The sequence below is a fragment of the Bradyrhizobium macuxiense genome, from assembly GCF_007993935.1.
GTDB lineage: Bacteria > Pseudomonadota > Alphaproteobacteria > Rhizobiales > Xanthobacteraceae > Bradyrhizobium > Bradyrhizobium macuxiense_A.
On sequence record NZ_VITY01000012.1, the window covers coordinates 224459 to 241631 of the forward strand.

The 17173-nt window shown below is 63.5% G+C and carries 20 protein-coding genes and 1 riboswitch; of the genes, 16 read left to right on the forward strand and 4 right to left on the reverse strand.

From position 1 onward, the window contains the following. Nucleotide 1 precedes the first annotated feature (1 nt). Nucleotides 2-1357, forward strand: coding sequence for an ATP-binding protein (locus tag FBZ93_RS29135; protein WP_146990729.1), 1356 nt, complete (start codon nt 2-4; stop codon nt 1355-1357). Nucleotides 1358-1418: 61 nt separating this feature from the next. Here FBZ93_RS29135 and FBZ93_RS29140 read toward each other — a convergent pair whose 3' ends face one another. Next, a complete protein-coding gene (locus FBZ93_RS29140) occupies nt 1419-1613 on the reverse strand; it encodes a hypothetical protein (protein ID WP_050403193.1) in 195 nt (64 codons plus the stop codon). A gap of 380 nt (nt 1614-1993) precedes the next feature. On the opposite strand from FBZ93_RS29140, the gene FBZ93_RS29145 reads away from it, so the two are divergent. The 8 genes from FBZ93_RS29145 to FBZ93_RS29180 all read left to right on the forward strand — a co-directional run bounded on the left by FBZ93_RS29145 (nt 1994) and on the right by FBZ93_RS29180 (nt 9728). Next, nucleotides 1994-2521 carry a lytic transglycosylase domain-containing protein gene (locus FBZ93_RS29145; protein WP_146990731.1) on the forward strand — a complete coding sequence of 176 codons (528 nt, stop codon included), beginning with the start codon at nt 1994-1996 and terminating at the stop codon, nt 2519-2521. Between the two features lie 199 nt (nt 2522-2720). Next, nucleotides 2721-2879, forward strand: a riboswitch (TPP riboswitch). Continuing rightward, nucleotides 2867-3880 carry an FAD-dependent oxidoreductase gene (locus tag FBZ93_RS29150; protein WP_146990733.1) on the forward strand — a complete coding sequence of 338 codons (1014 nt, stop codon included), beginning with the start codon at nt 2867-2869 and terminating at the stop codon, nt 3878-3880. (Overlaps the previous riboswitch by 13 nt.) A gap of 7 nt (nt 3881-3887) precedes the next feature. Next, nucleotides 3888-4085, forward strand: coding sequence for a sulfur carrier protein ThiS (gene thiS / locus FBZ93_RS29155; RefSeq protein WP_074130496.1), 198 nt, complete (start codon nt 3888-3890; stop codon nt 4083-4085). Nucleotides 4086-4272: 187 nt separating this feature from the next. Further along, a complete protein-coding gene (locus FBZ93_RS29160; RefSeq protein WP_146990735.1) occupies nt 4273-5055 on the forward strand; it encodes a thiazole synthase in 783 nt (260 codons plus the stop codon). Continuing rightward, a complete protein-coding gene (gene thiE, locus FBZ93_RS29165; RefSeq protein WP_146990736.1) occupies nt 5042-5650 on the forward strand; it encodes a thiamine phosphate synthase in 609 nt (202 codons plus the stop codon). The genes FBZ93_RS29160 and thiE overlap by 14 nt, the downstream gene beginning before the upstream one ends. Before the next feature lie 141 nt (nt 5651-5791). Continuing rightward, nucleotides 5792-7690 carry a phosphomethylpyrimidine synthase ThiC gene (thiC, locus tag FBZ93_RS29170; protein WP_146990738.1) on the forward strand — a complete coding sequence of 633 codons (1899 nt, stop codon included), beginning with the start codon at nt 5792-5794 and terminating at the stop codon, nt 7688-7690. Between the two features lie 164 nt (nt 7691-7854). Then, nucleotides 7855-8412, forward strand: a complete 558-nt coding sequence (locus FBZ93_RS29175) for a hypothetical protein (protein WP_146990740.1) — start codon at nt 7855-7857, stop codon at nt 8410-8412. Nucleotides 8413-8570: 158 nt separating this feature from the next. Further along, a complete protein-coding gene (locus tag FBZ93_RS29180; protein WP_146990742.1) occupies nt 8571-9728 on the forward strand; it encodes a hypothetical protein in 1158 nt (385 codons plus the stop codon). Between the two features lie 79 nt (nt 9729-9807). Here FBZ93_RS29180 and FBZ93_RS29185 read toward each other — a convergent pair whose 3' ends face one another. Continuing rightward, a complete protein-coding gene (locus FBZ93_RS29185; protein ID WP_146990744.1) occupies nt 9808-11478 on the reverse strand; it encodes a flavin-containing monooxygenase in 1671 nt (556 codons plus the stop codon). Nucleotides 11479-11633: 155 nt separating this feature from the next. Between FBZ93_RS29185 and FBZ93_RS29190 the strand changes: the two genes are divergently transcribed. Together FBZ93_RS29190 and FBZ93_RS29195 are read left to right on the forward strand one after the other, a co-directional pair. Next, the gene (locus FBZ93_RS29190; RefSeq protein WP_146990746.1) at nt 11634-12029 is read left to right on the forward strand and encodes a hypothetical protein; all 396 of its coding nucleotides are present in this window, start codon (nt 11634-11636) and stop codon (nt 12027-12029) included. Nucleotides 12030-12329: 300 nt separating this feature from the next. After that, the gene (locus tag FBZ93_RS29195; protein WP_146990908.1) at nt 12330-12845 is read left to right on the forward strand and encodes a mismatch-specific DNA-glycosylase; all 516 of its coding nucleotides are present in this window, start codon (nt 12330-12332) and stop codon (nt 12843-12845) included. A gap of 129 nt (nt 12846-12974) precedes the next feature. On the opposite strand, the gene FBZ93_RS29200 is transcribed toward FBZ93_RS29195, so the two are convergent. Then, nucleotides 12975-13409: a hypothetical protein gene (locus FBZ93_RS29200; protein WP_050424358.1), complete on the reverse strand. Its 435-nt coding sequence runs from the start codon at nt 13407-13409 to the stop codon at nt 12975-12977. A gap of 212 nt (nt 13410-13621) precedes the next feature. Between FBZ93_RS29200 and FBZ93_RS29205 the strand changes: the two genes are divergently transcribed. The 3 genes from FBZ93_RS29205 to FBZ93_RS29215 are packed head-to-tail and all read left to right on the forward strand — an operon-like array spanning nt 13622 to nt 14916. After that, on the forward strand, nt 13622-14047 hold the full coding sequence (locus FBZ93_RS29205; protein ID WP_146990747.1) for a YeeE/YedE family protein: 426 nt from the start codon (nt 13622-13624) through the stop codon (nt 14045-14047). Between the two features lie 2 nt (nt 14048-14049). Then, nucleotides 14050-14526, forward strand: coding sequence for a YeeE/YedE family protein (locus FBZ93_RS29210; protein ID WP_146990749.1), 477 nt, complete (start codon nt 14050-14052; stop codon nt 14524-14526). A gap of 3 nt (nt 14527-14529) precedes the next feature. After that, nucleotides 14530-14916: a RidA family protein gene (locus tag FBZ93_RS29215; RefSeq protein WP_146990751.1), complete on the forward strand. Its 387-nt coding sequence runs from the start codon at nt 14530-14532 to the stop codon at nt 14914-14916. A gap of 395 nt (nt 14917-15311) precedes the next feature. Here FBZ93_RS29215 and FBZ93_RS29220 read toward each other — a convergent pair whose 3' ends face one another. Further along, nucleotides 15312-16073: an SOS response-associated peptidase gene (locus tag FBZ93_RS29220; protein WP_146990753.1), complete on the reverse strand. Its 762-nt coding sequence runs from the start codon at nt 16071-16073 to the stop codon at nt 15312-15314. Between the two features lie 62 nt (nt 16074-16135). On the opposite strand from FBZ93_RS29220, the gene FBZ93_RS29225 reads away from it, so the two are divergent. Then, nucleotides 16136-16636 carry a hypothetical protein gene (locus FBZ93_RS29225; RefSeq protein ID WP_146990754.1) on the forward strand — a complete coding sequence of 167 codons (501 nt, stop codon included), beginning with the start codon at nt 16136-16138 and terminating at the stop codon, nt 16634-16636. A gap of 42 nt (nt 16637-16678) precedes the next feature. Next, nucleotides 16679-17098, forward strand: coding sequence for an NUDIX hydrolase (locus FBZ93_RS29230; protein WP_146990756.1), 420 nt, complete (start codon nt 16679-16681; stop codon nt 17096-17098). The last annotated feature ends 75 nt before the right edge of the window (nt 17099-17173 follow it).

The following is a 17173-nucleotide window of genomic DNA, read 5'->3' on the forward strand; positions in this document are numbered from 1 at the left end:
CATGAAGCTGCTGCGCGTGCTGAGTCTGCGGGGGATCGGCGCCCAGATGGCGGCGCTGGTCGTCGTCTCGATCGTCGCGCTGCACCTGATCATCACCGCCACCTTCCTGATCCATCGCCCGGATAGGCCGGAGCCGTCCGATCGCTGGCACACCCAGCTCGCCGCGGCCGCGCAATTGCTCGGGCACGCCACGGCATCGGAGCGGCCGCGGCTGCAGGCCGATATCATCAGAGCCTTCCCGCAGCTTGCAATCGGCGACTTCACGTCCGATGCCGGCGGGCTCACCGAGACCGACCCACCGAGCCTGCATGCGCTGCGCCGGCTCGGCGCCGGCTATCACGTCTACTCCCTGCCCCGCGAGGCGGGAAGCAAACCGAATGACAACGAGATCCGGCGCGTCGCGATCCGCTTGCCGGACGGCGCCATGTTCGCCGCAAACCTGATGCCGGATCAGCACATGCGGCCGTTCTGGGGCGGGCCCTGGATGATGACGGTGCTGTTCGCCGTCATCAGCGTCACCCTGCTCGGCCTGTGGGCCGCATGGGCGCTGACCGCGCCGCTGTCGTCCTTCGTCAAGGCCGCCGAGACCTTCAGCCTGAACGGCGCCGCCGCGCCGCTGCCGGAGCGCGGCCCCGAGGAGATCCGCTCGCTGGCCAAGGCGCTGAACCGGATGCGCGAACGCATCACGGCATTGATCGACGACCGCACCAAGATGCTCGCCGCCATCAGCCACGATTTGCGCACGCCGATCACGCGGATGCGGCTGCGCGCCGAGTTCATCGAGGACGAGACCCATCGCCACCGCATGCTGCGCGACCTCGACCAGATGCGCTCGATGCTGGAATCCGTGCTGTCGTTCCTGCGCAACGACCGCAAGCTGGAGGAGATGACGCTGGTCGACATCGCGAGCACGCTGCACCTCGTCACCGACCAGTTCGCCGACATGGGACACAAGGTCAGCTACGAGGGTCCGCAGCACGCGATGGCGACCGCGCGGCCCGCCGACCTGCATCGCAGCATCACCAATCTGGTGGACAATGCCGTGCGCTTCGGCGGCGAAGTCGCCGTTCGCCTCGACGCCAAGCCGGATCGCCTCGTCATCGACATCGAGGACGACGGCCCCGGCATTTCGGATGCGCACAAGGCGAGCGTGCTGGAGCCGTTCGTGCGCGGCGACCAGGCGCGCAACATGGATGAGGCCGAAGGCTTCGGCCTTGGCCTGTCGATCGCCAACGCCATCGTGCTCGCGCATGGCGGCACGCTGTCGCTGCACGATCGCAAGCCGCACGGGCTCGTGGTCCGGATCGAATTGCCGGCGCGGCAGCAGATGCAATTGCCGCGGAAGTCCGCGGCCTGATCAGGCTGACCTGATCGGCGATGACGCTGACCGATAACGACGCTGACCGATAACTAAGGCATCAGGCGGCGAGCGGCGTGAGCTGTGCCGTGTCGTAGATCGCGATCGCCTCGAAGCGGTAATTGCAGGCGCGGCAATTCCACAGAAACGACGTGCGCCCCTCGCTGTGCTCCACCCAATCGGGGCGGGCAATCGGCTTGCCGCATTGCGCGCAGGGATTTTCGCGAGGCATGTAGCCGGTGTCCTGACGGACCATGGCGCATCTCCCGAGTGATGTTTTTTTGCGTGCTTTGGACTGGACAGATGTGCTGACTGAACGCGCCCACTCTGTCGTGAGATGAAGTGTAAACCTTCGCTCCGTCGTTTGCACGAAAAACTGTTGTGGATCGCATGCGGCAAAATCGATCGAGAAAATGAGCGGCCAAAATTTGAGCCGATGACAATTTTCAGTCGAGACGATTGATGCGAACAATTTGAAGCATGCGTGTTGCAATCGCATGCTCCGGTCACCTGCATCCGGACAATCACGGACGCACAACGTTCGCTGATGCGAAGGTTTTGCCACATTCCTGCCCGCTCGCCGTACCAATGAGACCGCAGAACCGACGCGCGTTTGATCACCCCGAGCGACCCGAGATGAAGACCCTTCAGACCCTTAGCTGCCTTGCCGCCGCCATCGCGGTGCTGGCGCCCTGCGCCGGTGCACGCGCACAATCGCGCGCGCAATATGAGGCGATGGTGGCGGCCGAGGCCCAGGCCAATTTGGTGCCGGTGGAGCTGGTGCATCGCGTCATCGTGCGTGAGAGCAAGTACCATCCGCAGCTGATCGGACGCGGCGGCACCATCGGGCTCATGCAGATCAAGCTCGGCACCGCGCGCGGGCTCGGCTACACCGGTACCGCCGAGGGTCTGCGCGACCCCGGCACCAACCTCAAATACGGCGTGAAGTACCTCGCCGGCGCCTATCGCGCCGCCAACGGCGATCACGACCGAGCCGTGCGTTATTTCGCGGGCGGGTATTACTACGTCGCAAAGCGGCAGCGCGGCGGTCACCTCAAGGAGGCGATGCATGGCGGCGCGGGTGCACCGCCGAAGGAGCTCGCCAAGCAGGAGCAGATGCCGGCCGATATCGCCGAGTCGCAGCCGGAACAGGCTTCCAAATAAGTGCTTTCAAGTCCCGGACGCGGTGCAACGCGCAGCGTTGCGCCGCAGAGCCGGAACCCATGTTCGACAGCTGGTAGGCCGCGGCTCGGCAGCGCACCGCCGTCGCGCTGCGCGGCGTCCGGAGCACGAGCGTTTTGCGCACGTTCCGCGCCCGCGCCTGGCATACAAGTTGACACATCCGCCCATCCGCCTACATTAGGGGCGTTCCGAGGGGTGCTCCGAAGGAGGAGCTGAGATACCGCAAGCTTGGACGTTGCTTACAAGGCGAGTTGCCAGTAGGCGAACAGTCCGGGACCGCGGTGACCCTTTGAACCTGATCCGGGTCATGCCGGCGAAGGGACAGGGATGTATCAGACGTCAAGACCGCGGGGGGATTCCCCCGTCACCATCATCGGCGCAGGCATAACCGGCGCCTGGCATGCGCTATTGCTCGCAGAGGCCGGACGTGCCGTCACCCTGCATGAGCGCAGTGACGCCGCGATGACGGAATCCACAAGCCACTGGGCCGGCGGAATGCTGGCGCCCTGGTGCGAGGAGGAGGCCTCCGAGCCCCTGATCACGCGCCTCGGCACCCGCTCGCTCGACCTGTGGCGGCAGCATCTCCCGGAAACGGCGTTCAACGGCTCGCTGGTGGTGGCGCATCCGCGCGACCGCGCCGATTTCGAGCGGTTTGCCCGCCTCACGTCAGGCCATCGCCGGCTCGACGCCGAGGGCGTTCGCGAACTGGAGCCGGCGCTCGAGGGGCGCTTCGGCGCCGGCCTGTTCTATCCCGAGGAGGGTCATGTCGAACCGCGCCGCGTGCTGCCGCGGCTGCATGCCGCGATCGCCAAGGCCGGCGGCGCCATCAAGTTCGGCAGCGATGCCGAGGCTGATGATCTCGACGGCCTCGTGATCGACTGCCGCGGGCTTGCCGCGCGCGACCGCGAGCCGAGCCTGCGCGGCGTCAAGGGCGAGATGATCATCATCGAGACCGCGGAGGTCGAGCTGTTGCGCCCGGTGCGACTGATCCATCCACGCTGGCCGCTCTACGTGATCCCGCGCGGCGACGGCCGCTTCATGCTCGGCGCGACCTCGATCGAGGCCGAGGACAATGGCGTCAGCGTGCGCTCGGCGCTGGAGCTGCTCGGCGCGGCTTACGTCGTGCATCCGGCGTTCGGCGAGGCGCGCATCGTCGAGTTCGGCGCCGGCTTGCGCCCGGCCTTCCCCGACAATCTGCCGAAAATCAGGATCGAGCAGGAACGCATCACGGTGAACGGACTCTACCGTCATGGCTTCCTGCTGGCGCCGGCGCTGGCCGAGCTGACGCTCGCCTACATCGCGCGCGGCGAAATCGACAATGAGGTGATGCAATGCGCGTGATCGTCCAATGCGTGTAATTGTTAACGGCGAGCAGCGGGAGATCAACGCAGCCAGCGTCGACGCGCTGTTGGCCGAGCTCGACTACGAAGGCACGCATTTCGCGATCGCAGTGAATTACGACGTGGTGCCGAAGGGCCGCTGGGCCGAGACGCGGCTTCAGGCCGGCGACGAGATCGAGATCATCACGCCGCGGCAGGGAGGGTGATGTGAGCTTGTTCGCACACTGTCTCCACGGGTCGTCCCGGCGAAAGCCGGGACCCATAACCACGACCGGATATTGGCGGAACGAATGTCGCCCCGTGTGCCCCATTGAAGGGCCGCGGCGTATGGGTCCCGGCTTTCGCCGGGACGACGAGTTGAATACAGGGCCGCGAGCTGCGGGATATTGAAACATGGTCACCTTCTACGGCAAAACCTTCCCCTCCCGCCTGCTGATCGGCACCGCGCTGTATCCCTCGCCTGCGATTATGCAGAATGCGATCCGCGCCTCCGGCGCCAGCATCGTCACCGTATCGCTCCGCCGCGAAGCCGCGGGCGGCAAGACCGGCGATGCGTTCTGGTCCTTGATCCGCGAGCTCGGCGTCACCGTGCTGCCGAACACCGCGGGCTGCCGCAGCGTGCGCGAGGCGGTCACCACCGCAAAGCTGGCGCGCGAATTGTTCGGCACGCCCTGGATCAAGCTCGAGGTGATCGCCGACAACGACACGCTGCAGCCCGACGTGGTCGGCCTGGTCGAGGCCGCCAGCATCCTGATCAAGGACGGTTTTGAGGTGTTCCCCTATTGCACCGAGGATCTCTCGGTCGCCGCGCGCCTCGTCGAAGCCGGCTGCAAGGTGGTGATGCCGTGGGCCGCGCCGATCGGAAGCGCAAAGGGCATCACCAACCGCGACGCGCTAAAACTGCTGCGCGACCGCCTGCCCGACATCACGCTGGTGGTCGATGCCGGCTTGGGCGCGCCGTCGCATGCGGCGCAGGCGCTCGAGCTCGGCTATGACGCCGTGCTGCTCAACACCGCCGTCGCCAAAGCCGCCGATCCGGTTGCGATGGCCAACGCCTTCCGGCTCGGCGTCGAGGCCGGCCGCACCGCCTATGAAGCCGGGCTGATGGAAGCCCGCGACTTCGCCTCCCCCTCCACCCCTGTCGTTGGGACCCCGTTCTGGCATGCCGTATCCTGATCCGTTCTATCCCGTCGTCGACAGCATCAAATGGGTCGAGCGACTGACAAAACTCGGCGTCGGCACCATCCAGCTCCGCGCCAAGGAGCTCGACGATGCCGGGGCGCTGCAGATCGTCAGCGACGCACTTGCGGTGACCAAGGGCACGCCGACAAAACTCGTCGTCAACGACTATTGGCGCGCGGCGATCGTCGCCGGCGCCGAGCATCTGCATCTCGGCCAGGAAGACCTGGCCGACGCTGACCTCGGCGAAATCCGCAAGGCCAAGCTGACGCTCGGCGTCTCCACCCATGACGACACCGAACTCGCCACCGCGCTTGCCGCCAAGCCCGACTACGTCGCGCTCGGCCCGATCTTCTTCACCACGCTGAAGTCGATGCGGTTCGAGCCGCAGGGCATTGCGAAGATCACCGAGTGGAAGAAGCGGATCGGCGCGATCCCCCTTGTCGCGATCGGCGGCATCAAGTTCGAGCACGCCGCCGAGATCTTCGCCGCCGGCGCCGACTCGATCGCCGTCGTCTCTGACGTCACCCAGAACGCCGACCCCGACGCACGGGTGCGGCAGTGGCTCGGCATCCGTGCGGAGGCCGCGTGATGCACGGAACTCTCTTCACCGTCATTGCGAGCGAAGCGAAGCAATCCATTGGCACCGCATATGCGGACGCATGGATTGCTTCGTCGCTTCGCTCCTCGCAATGACGACAACAACTGACAGGAAATCAACGGAGGATCCCTCATGAACATCCGCTCCAACCCCGACACCACCCGTCCCGCCGTGACCACCGGCTCGCTGCCCGCCTCGCGCAAGATTTTCGCGACGCCGGCAAGCGCGCCGGATGTCCGCGTGCCGCTGCGCGAGATCATCCTGTCGGAGGGCGCCGGCGAGCCGAACCTGCCGGTCTATGACACCTCGGGCCCCTACACCGATCCGGCCGTCACGATCGACGTCAACAGCGGCCTGCCGCGCAATCGCCTCGCCTGGGTCAGGGAGCGCGGCGGCGTCGAGGAATATGAAGGCCGCACCATCAAGCCGGAGGACAACGGCAATGTCGGCGCGTCCCACGCCGCCAAGGCGTTCACCGCGCATCACAAGCCGCTGCGCGGCCTCGACGGCCACAAGATCACCCAGCTCGAATTCGCCCGCGCCGGCATCATCACCAAGGAGATGATCTACGTCGCCGAGCGCGAGAATCTCGGCCGCAAGCTTAAGCTCGAGCGCGCCGAGGCCGCGCTTGCCGACGGCGAAAGCTTCGGCGCCGCGGTGCCGGCCTTCATCACCCCGGAATTCGTCCGCGACGAGATCGCGCGCGGCCGCGCCATCATCCCCTCGAACATCAACCATGCCGAGCTCGAGCCGATGATCATCGGCCGCAACTTCCTGACCAAGATCAACGCCAATATCGGCAACTCGGCGGTGACCTCGTCGGTCGAGGAAGAGGTCGACAAGATGGTGTGGGCGATCCGCTGGGGCGCCGACACCGTGATGGACCTCTCGACGGGGCGCAACATCCACACCACCCGCGAATGGATCCTGCGCAACTCGCCGGTGCCGATCGGCACCGTGCCGATCTACCAGGCGCTGGAAAAGTGCGACGGCGATCCCGTCAAGCTGACCTGGGAGCTCTACAAGGACACGCTGATCGAGCAGTGCGAACAGGGCGTCGACTACTTCACGATCCACGCCGGCGTGCGGCTGTCCTACATCCACCTCACCGCGAACCGCGTCACCGGCATCGTGTCGCGCGGCGGCTCGATCATGGCGAAGTGGTGCCTTGCGCATCACAAGGAGAGCTTCCTCTACACCCATTTCGACGAGATCTGCGACCTCATGCGCAAGTATGACGTCTCGTTCTCGCTCGGCGACGGCCTGCGTCCCGGCTCGATTGCGGATGCCAACGACCGCGCCCAATTCGCCGAGCTGGAAACGCTCGGCGAATTGACCAAGATCGCGTGGGACAAGGGCTGCCAGGTCATGATCGAAGGCCCCGGCCACGTGCCGATGCACAAGATCAAGATCAACATGGACAAGCAGCTCAAGGAGTGCGGCGAAGCGCCGTTCTACACCCTCGGGCCGCTGACGACCGACATCGCGCCGGGTTATGACCACATCACCTCGGGCATTGGCGCGGCGATGATCGGCTGGTTCGGCTGCGCGATGCTGTGCTACGTCACGCCGAAGGAGCATCTCGGCCTGCCCGACCGCAACGACGTCAAGGTCGGCGTCATCACCTACAAGATCGCGGCCCACGCCGCCGATCTCGCCAAGGGTCACCCCGCGGCGCAGCTCCGCGACGACGCGCTGTCGCGCGCCCGCTTCGACTTCCGCTGGCAGGACCAGTTCAACCTCGGCCTCGACCCCGAGACCGCGAAGAACTTCCACGACGAGACCCTGCCGAAGGAAGCTCACAAGGTCGCGCATTTCTGCTCGATGTGCGGCCCGAAATTCTGCTCGATGAAGATCACCCAGGACGTCCGCGACTACGCCGCGACGCTCAACGACCCCTCGGGCGTTGGCGCATCGATGTCAGGCACCATCGAGGACGGCATGGCGACGATGAGCGCCAAGTTCAAGGAGATGGGCGAGAACCTGTATCTCGATGCGGACAAGGTGAAGGAGAGCAATCGGGTGTTGTGAGGGGTACTCTCCACACTGAATCTAGCAACCATCCAAAATGATAGAGGCCGGGCTACCGCCCGGCCTCTTGCTACCCATCCTTGCAACTTAAGCGAGCATGGATTATCGATGTACCAAGCCTTCGTTTGACAACAATAGCTTTTCTCTCGAGTTGGTTAGGTCCAATGCCAATCAAGCTTCCTCCATGGTGGATGGCAACAGAAATCCCCTTTATTGAAAACGATTGGAAAAACATAAGGCTTTACTGTCGAAGTTCTTCGATTGAGACGCCTTGGGAATGGAAGGATGCAATTTATCTAGTCAGATTGTCGCCTCCGTTTGCTATTCGATACTCAAGCTCATTGTTTAGCCCACTCATTTATGTGGGTTCTGGCGCCATCAAACAGCGATGGTCCTCTCATAGAGCGTGGCTTACGCGGCTTGGATATTATTTGCCTGGCGCACGATATGAGGTTTGGGTCACACGTCACTTGCAATACAAGCGCATTGAAGCGGATGCGCTTTTCAATTTTCAAGACCATGCAAGGCGCCTGCCTTTGATGAACAGAAGGGCGGAAGAACAAAACCGCGGCAACCCAGACGATTATTATGAGAACTATCACGCAAGCCTCATCGCGCCCGATAGGCGTCACTTTTGGGCAATCGAACCCATCGAGAAGGACGTACTGGAATATTTTGACAAGGGTCGGTTTGAAGAACCCCTGCCCGGCGTTGAATGGTAGTCCGCTGAACTGTGCACTGTGCCGCATATCGCTCCGCTTATACGGACTACGTACATCGTCCCGCGTCAATTAATGGTTGTGTTCAGCGTATTGTTTTGTTTCTAATCGTCTGCCTTTCGGCGGTCCTCTTTTGCTTACCAAATAGCCGAGACTTCTCGATGCCGCGTGAAATCATGGAATTTCGGGTTGTAGTAGCGTCACCTTCTGATGTGCTCAACTCTCGAAGAGCCGTCTTCGACGGGATTTACGAACTCAATCGGGCACTCGAGACCCAACGGATATCGGTTCGGGGCATGGGATGGGAAGAATACGTTACGCCCGGCATCGGAACCGGAGCGCAAGACGTAATCAATAAACAATTGCTGCGTGACTACGACATTCTAGTCGCAGTCTTTGGCGTGAAGCTTGGAACTCCGACGGGACGCGCTCTATCCGGTACCGTGGAGGAAATTGAGCACGCGATCGCAAATACCGCCAACCCCATGGGCCAGTATCGCGTTCAGGCTTATTTTTTGGACAAGATCGATAGCGCATCTAGCATTTCAATCGACGAGCTAAAGCGCGTCGAAGATTTTCGCAGGCAGCTTGAGCCGCAAGGGGTCCTCTATCGCGTATTCAAGACAGAGGACGAACTTCAACAGGAAGTCCGCGTGAATATTCAACGAGCCATTCTAGAGTACCTCAACAAAGCGCGACATAGCACTCCCCTGAGCCAAGTGACGCATCCTCCTGCGAGAGAGCAAGAAGCGGAAGTCTCAACGCACGGAGACGACGACGCTGGCCTGCTTGACATCCAGGAAGAAGGCGAAGAAGCGGTCGCAGCCGCAACCAGAGCAGTCAACCGGATCAGTGAAGTAATCCATGAAATCGGCGAAGCCACAAACCATCAAACTTCCGAATTAGAAAAGCTTTCGCTGGCAAGCGCCAAAGAGAAGAAAAACGCCATCAACGAGTACGCCACATTCATCGAAGAACGGGCCAGTACTCTAAAAAAAGAGTCCGCTATCGCGCGCCAGAACTTTACGATATTTGCTCAAGCGGTTGTTTCGCTTGTTGCCTTGCAGCGTCAAACCGGTGGCTCGGATCAGTATAAAAGCGACGCGGCAATTTTGTTGAATCTAACTGAGTCGATGCTTCTAACACTTTCCAACGTACGACCGATTGTTGCCCAGTTTAGAATTGCAATCCAAAATCTTCCAAGAATAACAAGCCATTTCAATCGGTCTAAAAAGCTATTGATCGAGGCCATTGATGAGTGCATTGGCCTATTTGATCAAACCGAACTAGCGATGCACCACATTGCAAAAGGCACTTAGAGGATCCATTCGGAGACGGAGCGAGTCGTAGTCCAACTAGAGAAACAAGGGGGAGCAATAGGGAGCCGGCCACTACAAGCTACACTGATGCGGCTGCCGCCTTCGCTTTCACATCACCACCCGCCCCTCCCCCAAACGCAATCTCCCGATATCCCCCCGCCGCCACGCCGTTGATGATCCCCAAAAACTTCGGCGTCCCTCCATTGTAGACGAAGTACCGCACCGTCCCCTCTTCGTGTCCGGCGACATTCGAGTTGTAGCCGGTGAACCAGGACTTGGCTCTGCGCATCAGCATGATCTCATACATCTTGACGACATGCGCGGTCCAGCGCTCCTGCGCCTCTAGCGTCGCGTCGGCGCGGGTCAGACCGCGGTCCCACATGTATTGTAACAAGTTGGTGCACCAGTTGACGCCGTTCTCGATGCCGCGCGGGAAGTTCGTCGAGGCGGAAGCGCTTTGCGGGCCGGTCGGCATCAGCAAATTCGGGAAGCCGTGCACGAGCATGCCGAGGAAGGTCGACGGCGCCTGCTTCCATTTGTCGGCGAGGCGCTCGCCGGCGATGCCCCTGATGTCGATCAGGTCATAGGCGCCGGTGATGGCGTCGAAGCCGGTGGCGTAGACGATGATGTCGAAGTCGTAGTCGCGCGCTGATGTGCGCAGGCCGGTCTCGGTGACGCGGACCAGCGGCGTCTCGCTGAGATCGACGAGCTGCACGTTGTCGCGGTTGTAGGCCTCGAAGTACCGCGTCTCCAGCGGCAGGCGCTGCACGCCGAAGCCGTGATCCCTGGGGATCAGCTTTTCGGCGATATCAGGATCATTCACGCGCTCGCGGATGCGGCCGGCAATATATTCCGACAATTCCGCGTTGGCGGCTTCATCCATGAAGATCTCGCGGAAATTCGCGAGCCAGATGCCGAAGCCGGGCTCGTCGTAGAGCCTGTCCCAGGTCTTGAGCCGCTCCTCGCGGCTGACCTCGTAGAAGCCGCGCTTGTCGGGGCCATGGACAAAACTGCCCGGTGTCAGCGCGCAGGCGGCGAAGATCTCGTCGTAGCGCGCACGGATGTCGGCCATTTCAGCGTCCGATATCTCGCTGTTGTTGAGCGGCGCGCTCCAGTTCGGCCGGCGCTGGAACACCGTGAGCTCGCCGACCTTGTCGGCAATCTCGCCGATCAGCTGGATGCCGGTCGCGCCGGTGCCGATCACGGCGACGTTTTTGCCGGCGAGATCGACCGGCTCGTGCGGCCAGTAATAGGTATGGAACGAGCGGCCCTTGAAGTCGTCGATCCCGGGCACGCGCGGCATGGTCGGCGCCGAGAGCAGGCCGATCCCCAGCACGACGAAGCGGCAGGTCAGCGCGCGGCCGTCACTGATCCTGAGCTGCCAGAGATCGCGCGTCTCGTCGAACTGCATAGCCTCGACCTTGCAATTGAACTGCATGTGCCGGCGCAGGTCGAACTTGTCGGCGACGTAATTGAGGTAGCGCAGGTTCTCCGGCTGGCCGGAGAAGCGCTCCTTCCAGTGCCACTCGTCGAGCAGCTCGCGCGAAAACGAGAAGCCGTAGGTGTAGCTTTCGGAATCGAAGCGGCAGCCCGGATAGCGGTTCCAGTACCAGGTGCCGCCGAGATCGGGCGCGGCTTCCAGCACGGTGGCGTCGATGCCGAGATCGGCGAGCCGCTTGATCTGGTAGATGCCGGCGACGCCGGCGCCGACCACGATCACCTCGTAGTGGGTTTTCGCCTCTCCCGTCATTGTCAGCTCCCAAAATTCTTCTTGATCTGTTGGGCTGGATTACAGACCCTTTTGTCCGATCAGGCAACCGGGCACGCCGCGCGCGACTTGCGTTGAGGCGCTGCCTGCACCACATCGATCACTGCAATTCGACGCGTGCAATCCGGACGGGCAGCATGACCGACAATCTCACCGGCGTCTGGGACGGCAGCTATATGCAGCCCAGCGGCATGGTCACGTTCCTGGCGACACTGATCGACGCCGGCGGCGCGCTGGGCGGCAGCGTGACCGAGCCGTGCGTGATGCCGGGCTGCCCGCTCAGCACCCACAATGCCTCGCTTGCCGGCCACCGCTCCGGCAGCGCGGTCACCTTCGTCAAGCGCTACGAGCCGCCGGGCTACGGCTACGACACCGTCCACTATGAAGGCGCGGTCAATGCCGACGCGACCGAGATCGACGGCCGCTGGAGCATCCGCGGCACACGGTTCTCGGGAACGTTCTTGATGGTGCGGTCGACCGGGCCAACGCAGGCGGTGGCGGCGGAAGATGAGATCAAGGAGCCGGTGCGGTAGCGCGTATAGGACGCGATATGCGCCAGCCCGGCGGGCGAGGAATGCTCACAAGATTTCGGAATATTGGAAATGTATCCCTGATTTGCCCGACGTGTCAAGGTGCCGTGTCGGACGGTGGCAGCCGCCGGCTCCTTTGCATGGGGTTGTTTTCGATATTTTGACCCCGCGCATCTGCGGCGAACGGCTCGGCGCTGCTGCGATCCGACCACCCCGCAAGCGGGAGGGAGCGCCGCGCTGTCGCTATTCGACCTGATCTCATCACACGTTGACGCGCGCATGTTCTCCTCGGTCTCCCTTCAGATGCCTGACAACAATTCCCATCGCCTCCCCGATCAGCTCCGCGCCAATCTGCGCCTGGTGTTCGTCGGCACCGCGGCCAGCGCGCGTTCGGCCGCGGTCGGGCATTATTATGCGCATCCCGGCAACCGCTTCTGGCGCGCGCTGCATGAGGCCGGCATCACACCGCGGCGCTATCGGCCTGACGAGTTCGCGGCATTGCTCGAGCTCGGCATCGGCTTCACCGATCTCTCCAAGACCGGCGCCGGGATGGATCATGAGATCGCCCGGGGCTCGTTCGATGTGATCGGCTTCAGGACGAAGATCGCGACATATCGGCCGAAGACGATCGCCTTCACCAGCAAGAAGGCGGCGAGCCTGTTCTATCACCGGCCGACCAGCGCGCTGGCGCCCGGGCGGCAGACGCCGACGAGTGGATTCCCGGATGTGTTCGTGCTGCCGTCGCCGTCGGGCGCAGCGTCCGGGCATTGGAGTTTGCAGCCGTGGCGTGAGCTCGCGCAGTGGATCGCAGAACCGTAGGATGGGTAGAGCGCAGCGAAACCCATCAACTTTGACGCGCCGGGAGAGATGATGGGTTTCGCGGAGTTTATCATCGGGCCGCGCGTTGCGCGGACCCGTTGGCTCTACCCATCCTACGCCACCGACCCGTTACTCCTTCAACGTGATCGCGAGCCCGCTGAGGTCGACATTGGCCATCAGCCCGACCTGCTTGCCGCTCAGCTCGAGCACCGCGCCGTTCTGGTTGGTCAGAAGGATGCCGCGCACGCCGGCGCCGAGCGCAACGCCCATGCCCGCCGCGGCGTAAACGCCGGCGATGTCCTGGGCGCGGCGGATATTGCGCACCCGCCCCTGCAACGTGGTCTGGGAGCCGCCGAACACGAGGCCGTAATCCAGCCCGCCCGCGGTGAGGCCGTAGGTCTGGCCATGGAAGGTCAGCACGCCCTTGCCGGCGGAGCCGCCGAAGATCCAGCCGCCCTTGAAGATCACGAGCGTCACCGCGCCCTCGTCAGCCAGCGCGGCGGACGATCCGGTGAGCAGCGCCAGCGCGAACAGCACGGCGCGGGCGGCGGATGACAGTCTCATGGGGTTCTCCGGACGAAGTGAGGGCGAGATGCGAATCGCGGCAATCCAGCCGACGGCAGGCATCGTGAAAACGCCTGCGAAACATGCGGGATTGCGCTTGTTCCTGATCTTGCGGAGTCTATCATCGGCCGTGCAGCCGCGCGACGTTGGCGCAGGCGCGCGCACCGCTTTGCGCCATCGCTGAGGAGTTTGCGCAACAGGGATCTGCACAGATGCACGATTTCACCCCGATTTCCGGCTTCGCCGGCGGCGCGCTGATCGGCCTCGCCGCGGCGCTGCTGATGCTGCTGACCGGACGAATCGCAGGAGTTACCGGCATTGTCGGCGGCCTGCTCCAGCCCGATACCACCGACCGCGGCTGGCGCATCGCATTCATCCTGGGGCTGATCGCGGCGCCGCTGATTGCAGCCTTGTTCGGCGCGCCGTTGCCGCGGCCGGCGATGAACGCGAGCCTTGTCGTGATCGCGATCGCGGGCGTGCTGGTCGGGTTCGGCACCCGCATGGGCAATGGCTGCACCTCGGGCCACGGCGTCTGCGGCTTCGCGCGGCTGTCCGGCCGCTCGATCGCGGCGACGTTCATCTTCATGACGGCGGCGATCGCGACGGTTGCGATCGCAAGACACGTGATCGGAGGCTAGCGATGCCAGTTCTCGCAAGCTTCACCTGCGGCCTGATCTTCGGCGCGGGCCTTTTGATCTCCGGCATGACCGATCCGCAGAAGGTGCTCGGCTTCCTCGATCTGTTCGGCGCCTGGGACGCGACGCTCGCCTTCGTGATGGCGGGCGCCGTCGCAGTCACGGCATCCGGCTTTGCGGTCGCGCGGCGGCGCACTGCGCCGACCTTCTCGGCGCGCTTCCTGTGGCCCGACCGCAACGACATCGATGCACCGCTGGTTGGTGGCGCAATCCTGTTCGGCATCGGCTGGGGCCTCGCCGGCATCTGCCCCGGCCCCGCGCTGGTCAATCTCGCCGGCCTTTCGTTGCCGATCGTGGTGTTCGTCATCGCGATGCTGGCAGGCATGATCGGCCAAAATCTGTTCGGCAAAAATCTCTGGCGCCCACGTACGATGGCGCCGCGCGCCGAAACCGCTTCCCTTCCATCTCGCGCAGACGGGTGACACATGACAGCGATCAAGCACTTCCCACCTCCGCCCGGCATCCAGGCGCCGCCACTCTCGTTCGGCGCCCGCGTCGGTGATCTCCTGTTCATCTCGGGCATTCCCGGCTTCGACGCCAACCGCGAATTGCCCGACGGTTTCGAGGCGCAGTTCGCCAATGTCGTCACCAATTTCAAGCGCGTGCTGAATGAGGCGGGCGCGACGATGCGCGATCTCGTCAAGGTCAACGTGCTGCTGACGCGCGCCAGCGACGTCGCTGCGATGAACGCGCTCTATGCCGGCGCGTTCGGCCCCGCGCCCTATCCCGCACGCACCACCTGCGTCGTGGTGGCGCTGCCCAATCCGAAGATGCTGATCGAGATCGAGGGCGTGGCGCACGTGAAGGGGTGACACAGGCGCGCGAAAATGAAGGCGTATAATTCACCGACGCGCCAACAAACTCGGTGTCGTCCCTGCGAAAGCAGGGACCCATAACCACAAGAGCCGATTGTTGCGCGAGGCTGGTACAACGAGTCCCGTTCACAACATCCGCCGCGGCGTATGGGTCCCTGCTTCCGCAGGGACGACGCTGTGTGTTTGACATCCCGGTGCGAGAACCATCCACCGCTGTCGTCCTGGCGAAAGCCAGGACCCATTACCCCAATTGCGCATTGTTGCGCGTCGCTGGGCCCGCGATCCCGTTCAGAATCAACAGCGGTGGTTATGGGTCCTGGCCTTCGCCAGGACGACGATGTGGAGAAACATGGGCCGATATCTCACCACGCATCGCGCGGCTTCAGCCGCCCTCAAAACAACGACCCCTGCCCGTCATCCTCGCGCGGCGTCGCCTTGCGCACTGCTACCTTCTTCGGCGCCGGCGCGTCCTCCGCCGCGATCTCTTCCGCGGTCATCGGCAGCAGCAATTGTGCATCGTCGTTGGCAACGGCGTTGACCCGCATCGTCACCTGGTGCCAGGCGAACTCGCCGACATCGGGCGCCTTCAGCATCGGCATCACGTCGTCGACGTCGTTGGGAAGGCAGTCGAGCCAGCGCGCGAACTGCTCGGGCCGGATCGTGACGGGCACGCGGTGATGCAGTTGCGCAAGGTCCGCGCTCGCCGGCGCGGTGACGATCGCGACCGTGTCCTGCTCCTCGCCGTTCGGCCCCATCCAGGTCTCGGCGAGCGCGGCGAAGGCGACCGGGTGGCCGTCGCGGCGATGGATGAAGAACGGCCGCTTGCGGCCGCCGGCGTCCTGCCATTCGTAATAGCCGTCGGCCGGGATCAGCGCGCGGCGCCGCTTGATCGCGTTCTTGAAGGCGGGCTTCTCCCGCACCGTCTCGGAGCGCGCGTTGATCAACAGCGAGAATGTGCGGGGGTCCTTGACCCAGGACGGGATCAGGCCCCAGCGCATCAATTGAAAATGCCGGCCGCCGTTTTGCAGCAGCACCACCGGGATCGGCTGGGTCGGCGCAACATTATACCGCGGCGGAAAATTCGGCTGCTCGATGTAGCCGAACATTTCGCGCAAAGCCGCCGGCGGCGAGGTAATGACAAAGCGTCCGCACATATCCCGTCCAGAGTGGTATCTGTTTATTCAGCCTTAACTTGGACAGTTAAAGACTGCGACCAATGACCTCAACGGCCGCCATAGCGGGCTCTTCCCCGCGACCGACGTACCCCGACGAGGCGCGGGCGGCTTTGTTGCGCGCCGCCAACATCAATCCCCGCACCGGGCTTGCGACCGACTACCTCAATCACTTCAACGAAGCCATCATGTTGCTGGAGATGGTCCCGGACCTGCCGGAATGCGCCGACGATTTCCTGGAATGGCAGCCGCTGTCCTATGCCGAGCATTTCACCGCGTCCAATTTCAAGGCGCGTGATCTGGCGATCGAGTCCTATGAGACCGCCGATGCCGGAATCCGGGCCGAATTCGACCAGCTGACCGACAGCATGACCAGAATCCTGACCGAAGTCGGCGTGGCGATGCGGCAATTGCAGCAGGACAAGAGCCGGGTCGCGCTCGCCGAGCAGGCCATCGTCTGGGTCAAGCCACTGGTGATGCAGACCGCCGGTATCATCAACGGCGCCGCAGAGGCCGATGTCGACAGCATCATGGCGGGCGCCTGAGATATCGGGCAGGATTGTCCTCAAAACCGGTTGTCGATTGCCTTGACCTCTCCCGAACCTCCGATCCGCCCCCAGCTCGCCGTATCCGGCGTGATTTTCCGCGACGGCAAGGTGCTGCTGGTCCGCCGCGCCCGCTCGCCCGGCAAGGGCTTCTATTCGCTGCCCGGCGGCCGGGTCGAATTCGGCGAGACGCTGCACACCGCCCTGCACCGGGAGATCGACGAGGAGACCGGCCTCAAGGTCGAGATCCTGGGCCTCGCCGGCTGGCGCGAGGTGCTGCCGACCGGCCCCGGCACCGGCCACTACCTGATCATGACCTTCGCGGCGCGCTGGGCCTCCCGCGAGCCCGTGCTGAACGACGAGCACGACGATTTCAAATGGCTCGCTCCGGAGGCGATCGGCGACCTCAAGGTCACCGGCGGCCTGCACGAGGTGATTGCGGCCGCCCGGCGGCTGGTTTGAGGCCTGTTTAGGGGGCGATATTGCAGGTCCTTTGCGCCTTGCCTCGGGCGCATTGAGGGGGCATACCACGGCGAT

Bases quoted from the DNA above. Each gene is read 5' to 3' on its own strand.
- FBZ93_RS29135 (WP_146990729.1), top strand. From the start codon at position 2: ATGAAGCTGCTGCGCGTGCTGAGTCTGCGGGGGATCGGCGCCCAGATG.
- FBZ93_RS29140 (WP_050403193.1), bottom strand. From the start codon at position 1,613: ATGGTCCGTCAGGACACCGGCTACATGCCTCGCGAAAATCCCTGCGCG.
- FBZ93_RS29145 (WP_146990731.1), top strand. From the start codon at position 1,994: ATGAAGACCCTTCAGACCCTTAGCTGCCTTGCCGCCGCCATCGCGGTG.
- FBZ93_RS29150 (WP_146990733.1), top strand. From the start codon at position 2,867: ATGTATCAGACGTCAAGACCGCGGGGGGATTCCCCCGTCACCATCATC.
- thiS (WP_074130496.1), top strand. From the start codon at position 3,888: ATGCGTGTAATTGTTAACGGCGAGCAGCGGGAGATCAACGCAGCCAGC.
- FBZ93_RS29160 (WP_146990735.1), top strand. From the start codon at position 4,273: ATGGTCACCTTCTACGGCAAAACCTTCCCCTCCCGCCTGCTGATCGGC.
- thiE (WP_146990736.1), top strand. From the start codon at position 5,042: ATGCCGTATCCTGATCCGTTCTATCCCGTCGTCGACAGCATCAAATGG.
- thiC (WP_146990738.1), top strand. From the start codon at position 5,792: ATGAACATCCGCTCCAACCCCGACACCACCCGTCCCGCCGTGACCACC.
- FBZ93_RS29175 (WP_146990740.1), top strand. From the start codon at position 7,855: ATGCCAATCAAGCTTCCTCCATGGTGGATGGCAACAGAAATCCCCTTT.
- FBZ93_RS29180 (WP_146990742.1), top strand. From the start codon at position 8,571: ATGCCGCGTGAAATCATGGAATTTCGGGTTGTAGTAGCGTCACCTTCT.
- FBZ93_RS29185 (WP_146990744.1), bottom strand. From the start codon at position 11,478: ATGACGGGAGAGGCGAAAACCCACTACGAGGTGATCGTGGTCGGCGCC.
- FBZ93_RS29190 (WP_146990746.1), top strand. From the start codon at position 11,634: ATGACCGACAATCTCACCGGCGTCTGGGACGGCAGCTATATGCAGCCC.
- FBZ93_RS29195 (WP_146990908.1), top strand. From the start codon at position 12,330: ATGCCTGACAACAATTCCCATCGCCTCCCCGATCAGCTCCGCGCCAAT.
- FBZ93_RS29200 (WP_050424358.1), bottom strand. From the start codon at position 13,409: ATGAGACTGTCATCCGCCGCCCGCGCCGTGCTGTTCGCGCTGGCGCTG.
- FBZ93_RS29205 (WP_146990747.1), top strand. From the start codon at position 13,622: ATGCACGATTTCACCCCGATTTCCGGCTTCGCCGGCGGCGCGCTGATC.
- FBZ93_RS29210 (WP_146990749.1), top strand. From the start codon at position 14,050: ATGCCAGTTCTCGCAAGCTTCACCTGCGGCCTGATCTTCGGCGCGGGC.
- FBZ93_RS29215 (WP_146990751.1), top strand. From the start codon at position 14,530: ATGACAGCGATCAAGCACTTCCCACCTCCGCCCGGCATCCAGGCGCCG.
- FBZ93_RS29220 (WP_146990753.1), bottom strand. From the start codon at position 16,073: ATGTGCGGACGCTTTGTCATTACCTCGCCGCCGGCGGCTTTGCGCGAA.
- FBZ93_RS29225 (WP_146990754.1), top strand. From the start codon at position 16,136: ATGACCTCAACGGCCGCCATAGCGGGCTCTTCCCCGCGACCGACGTAC.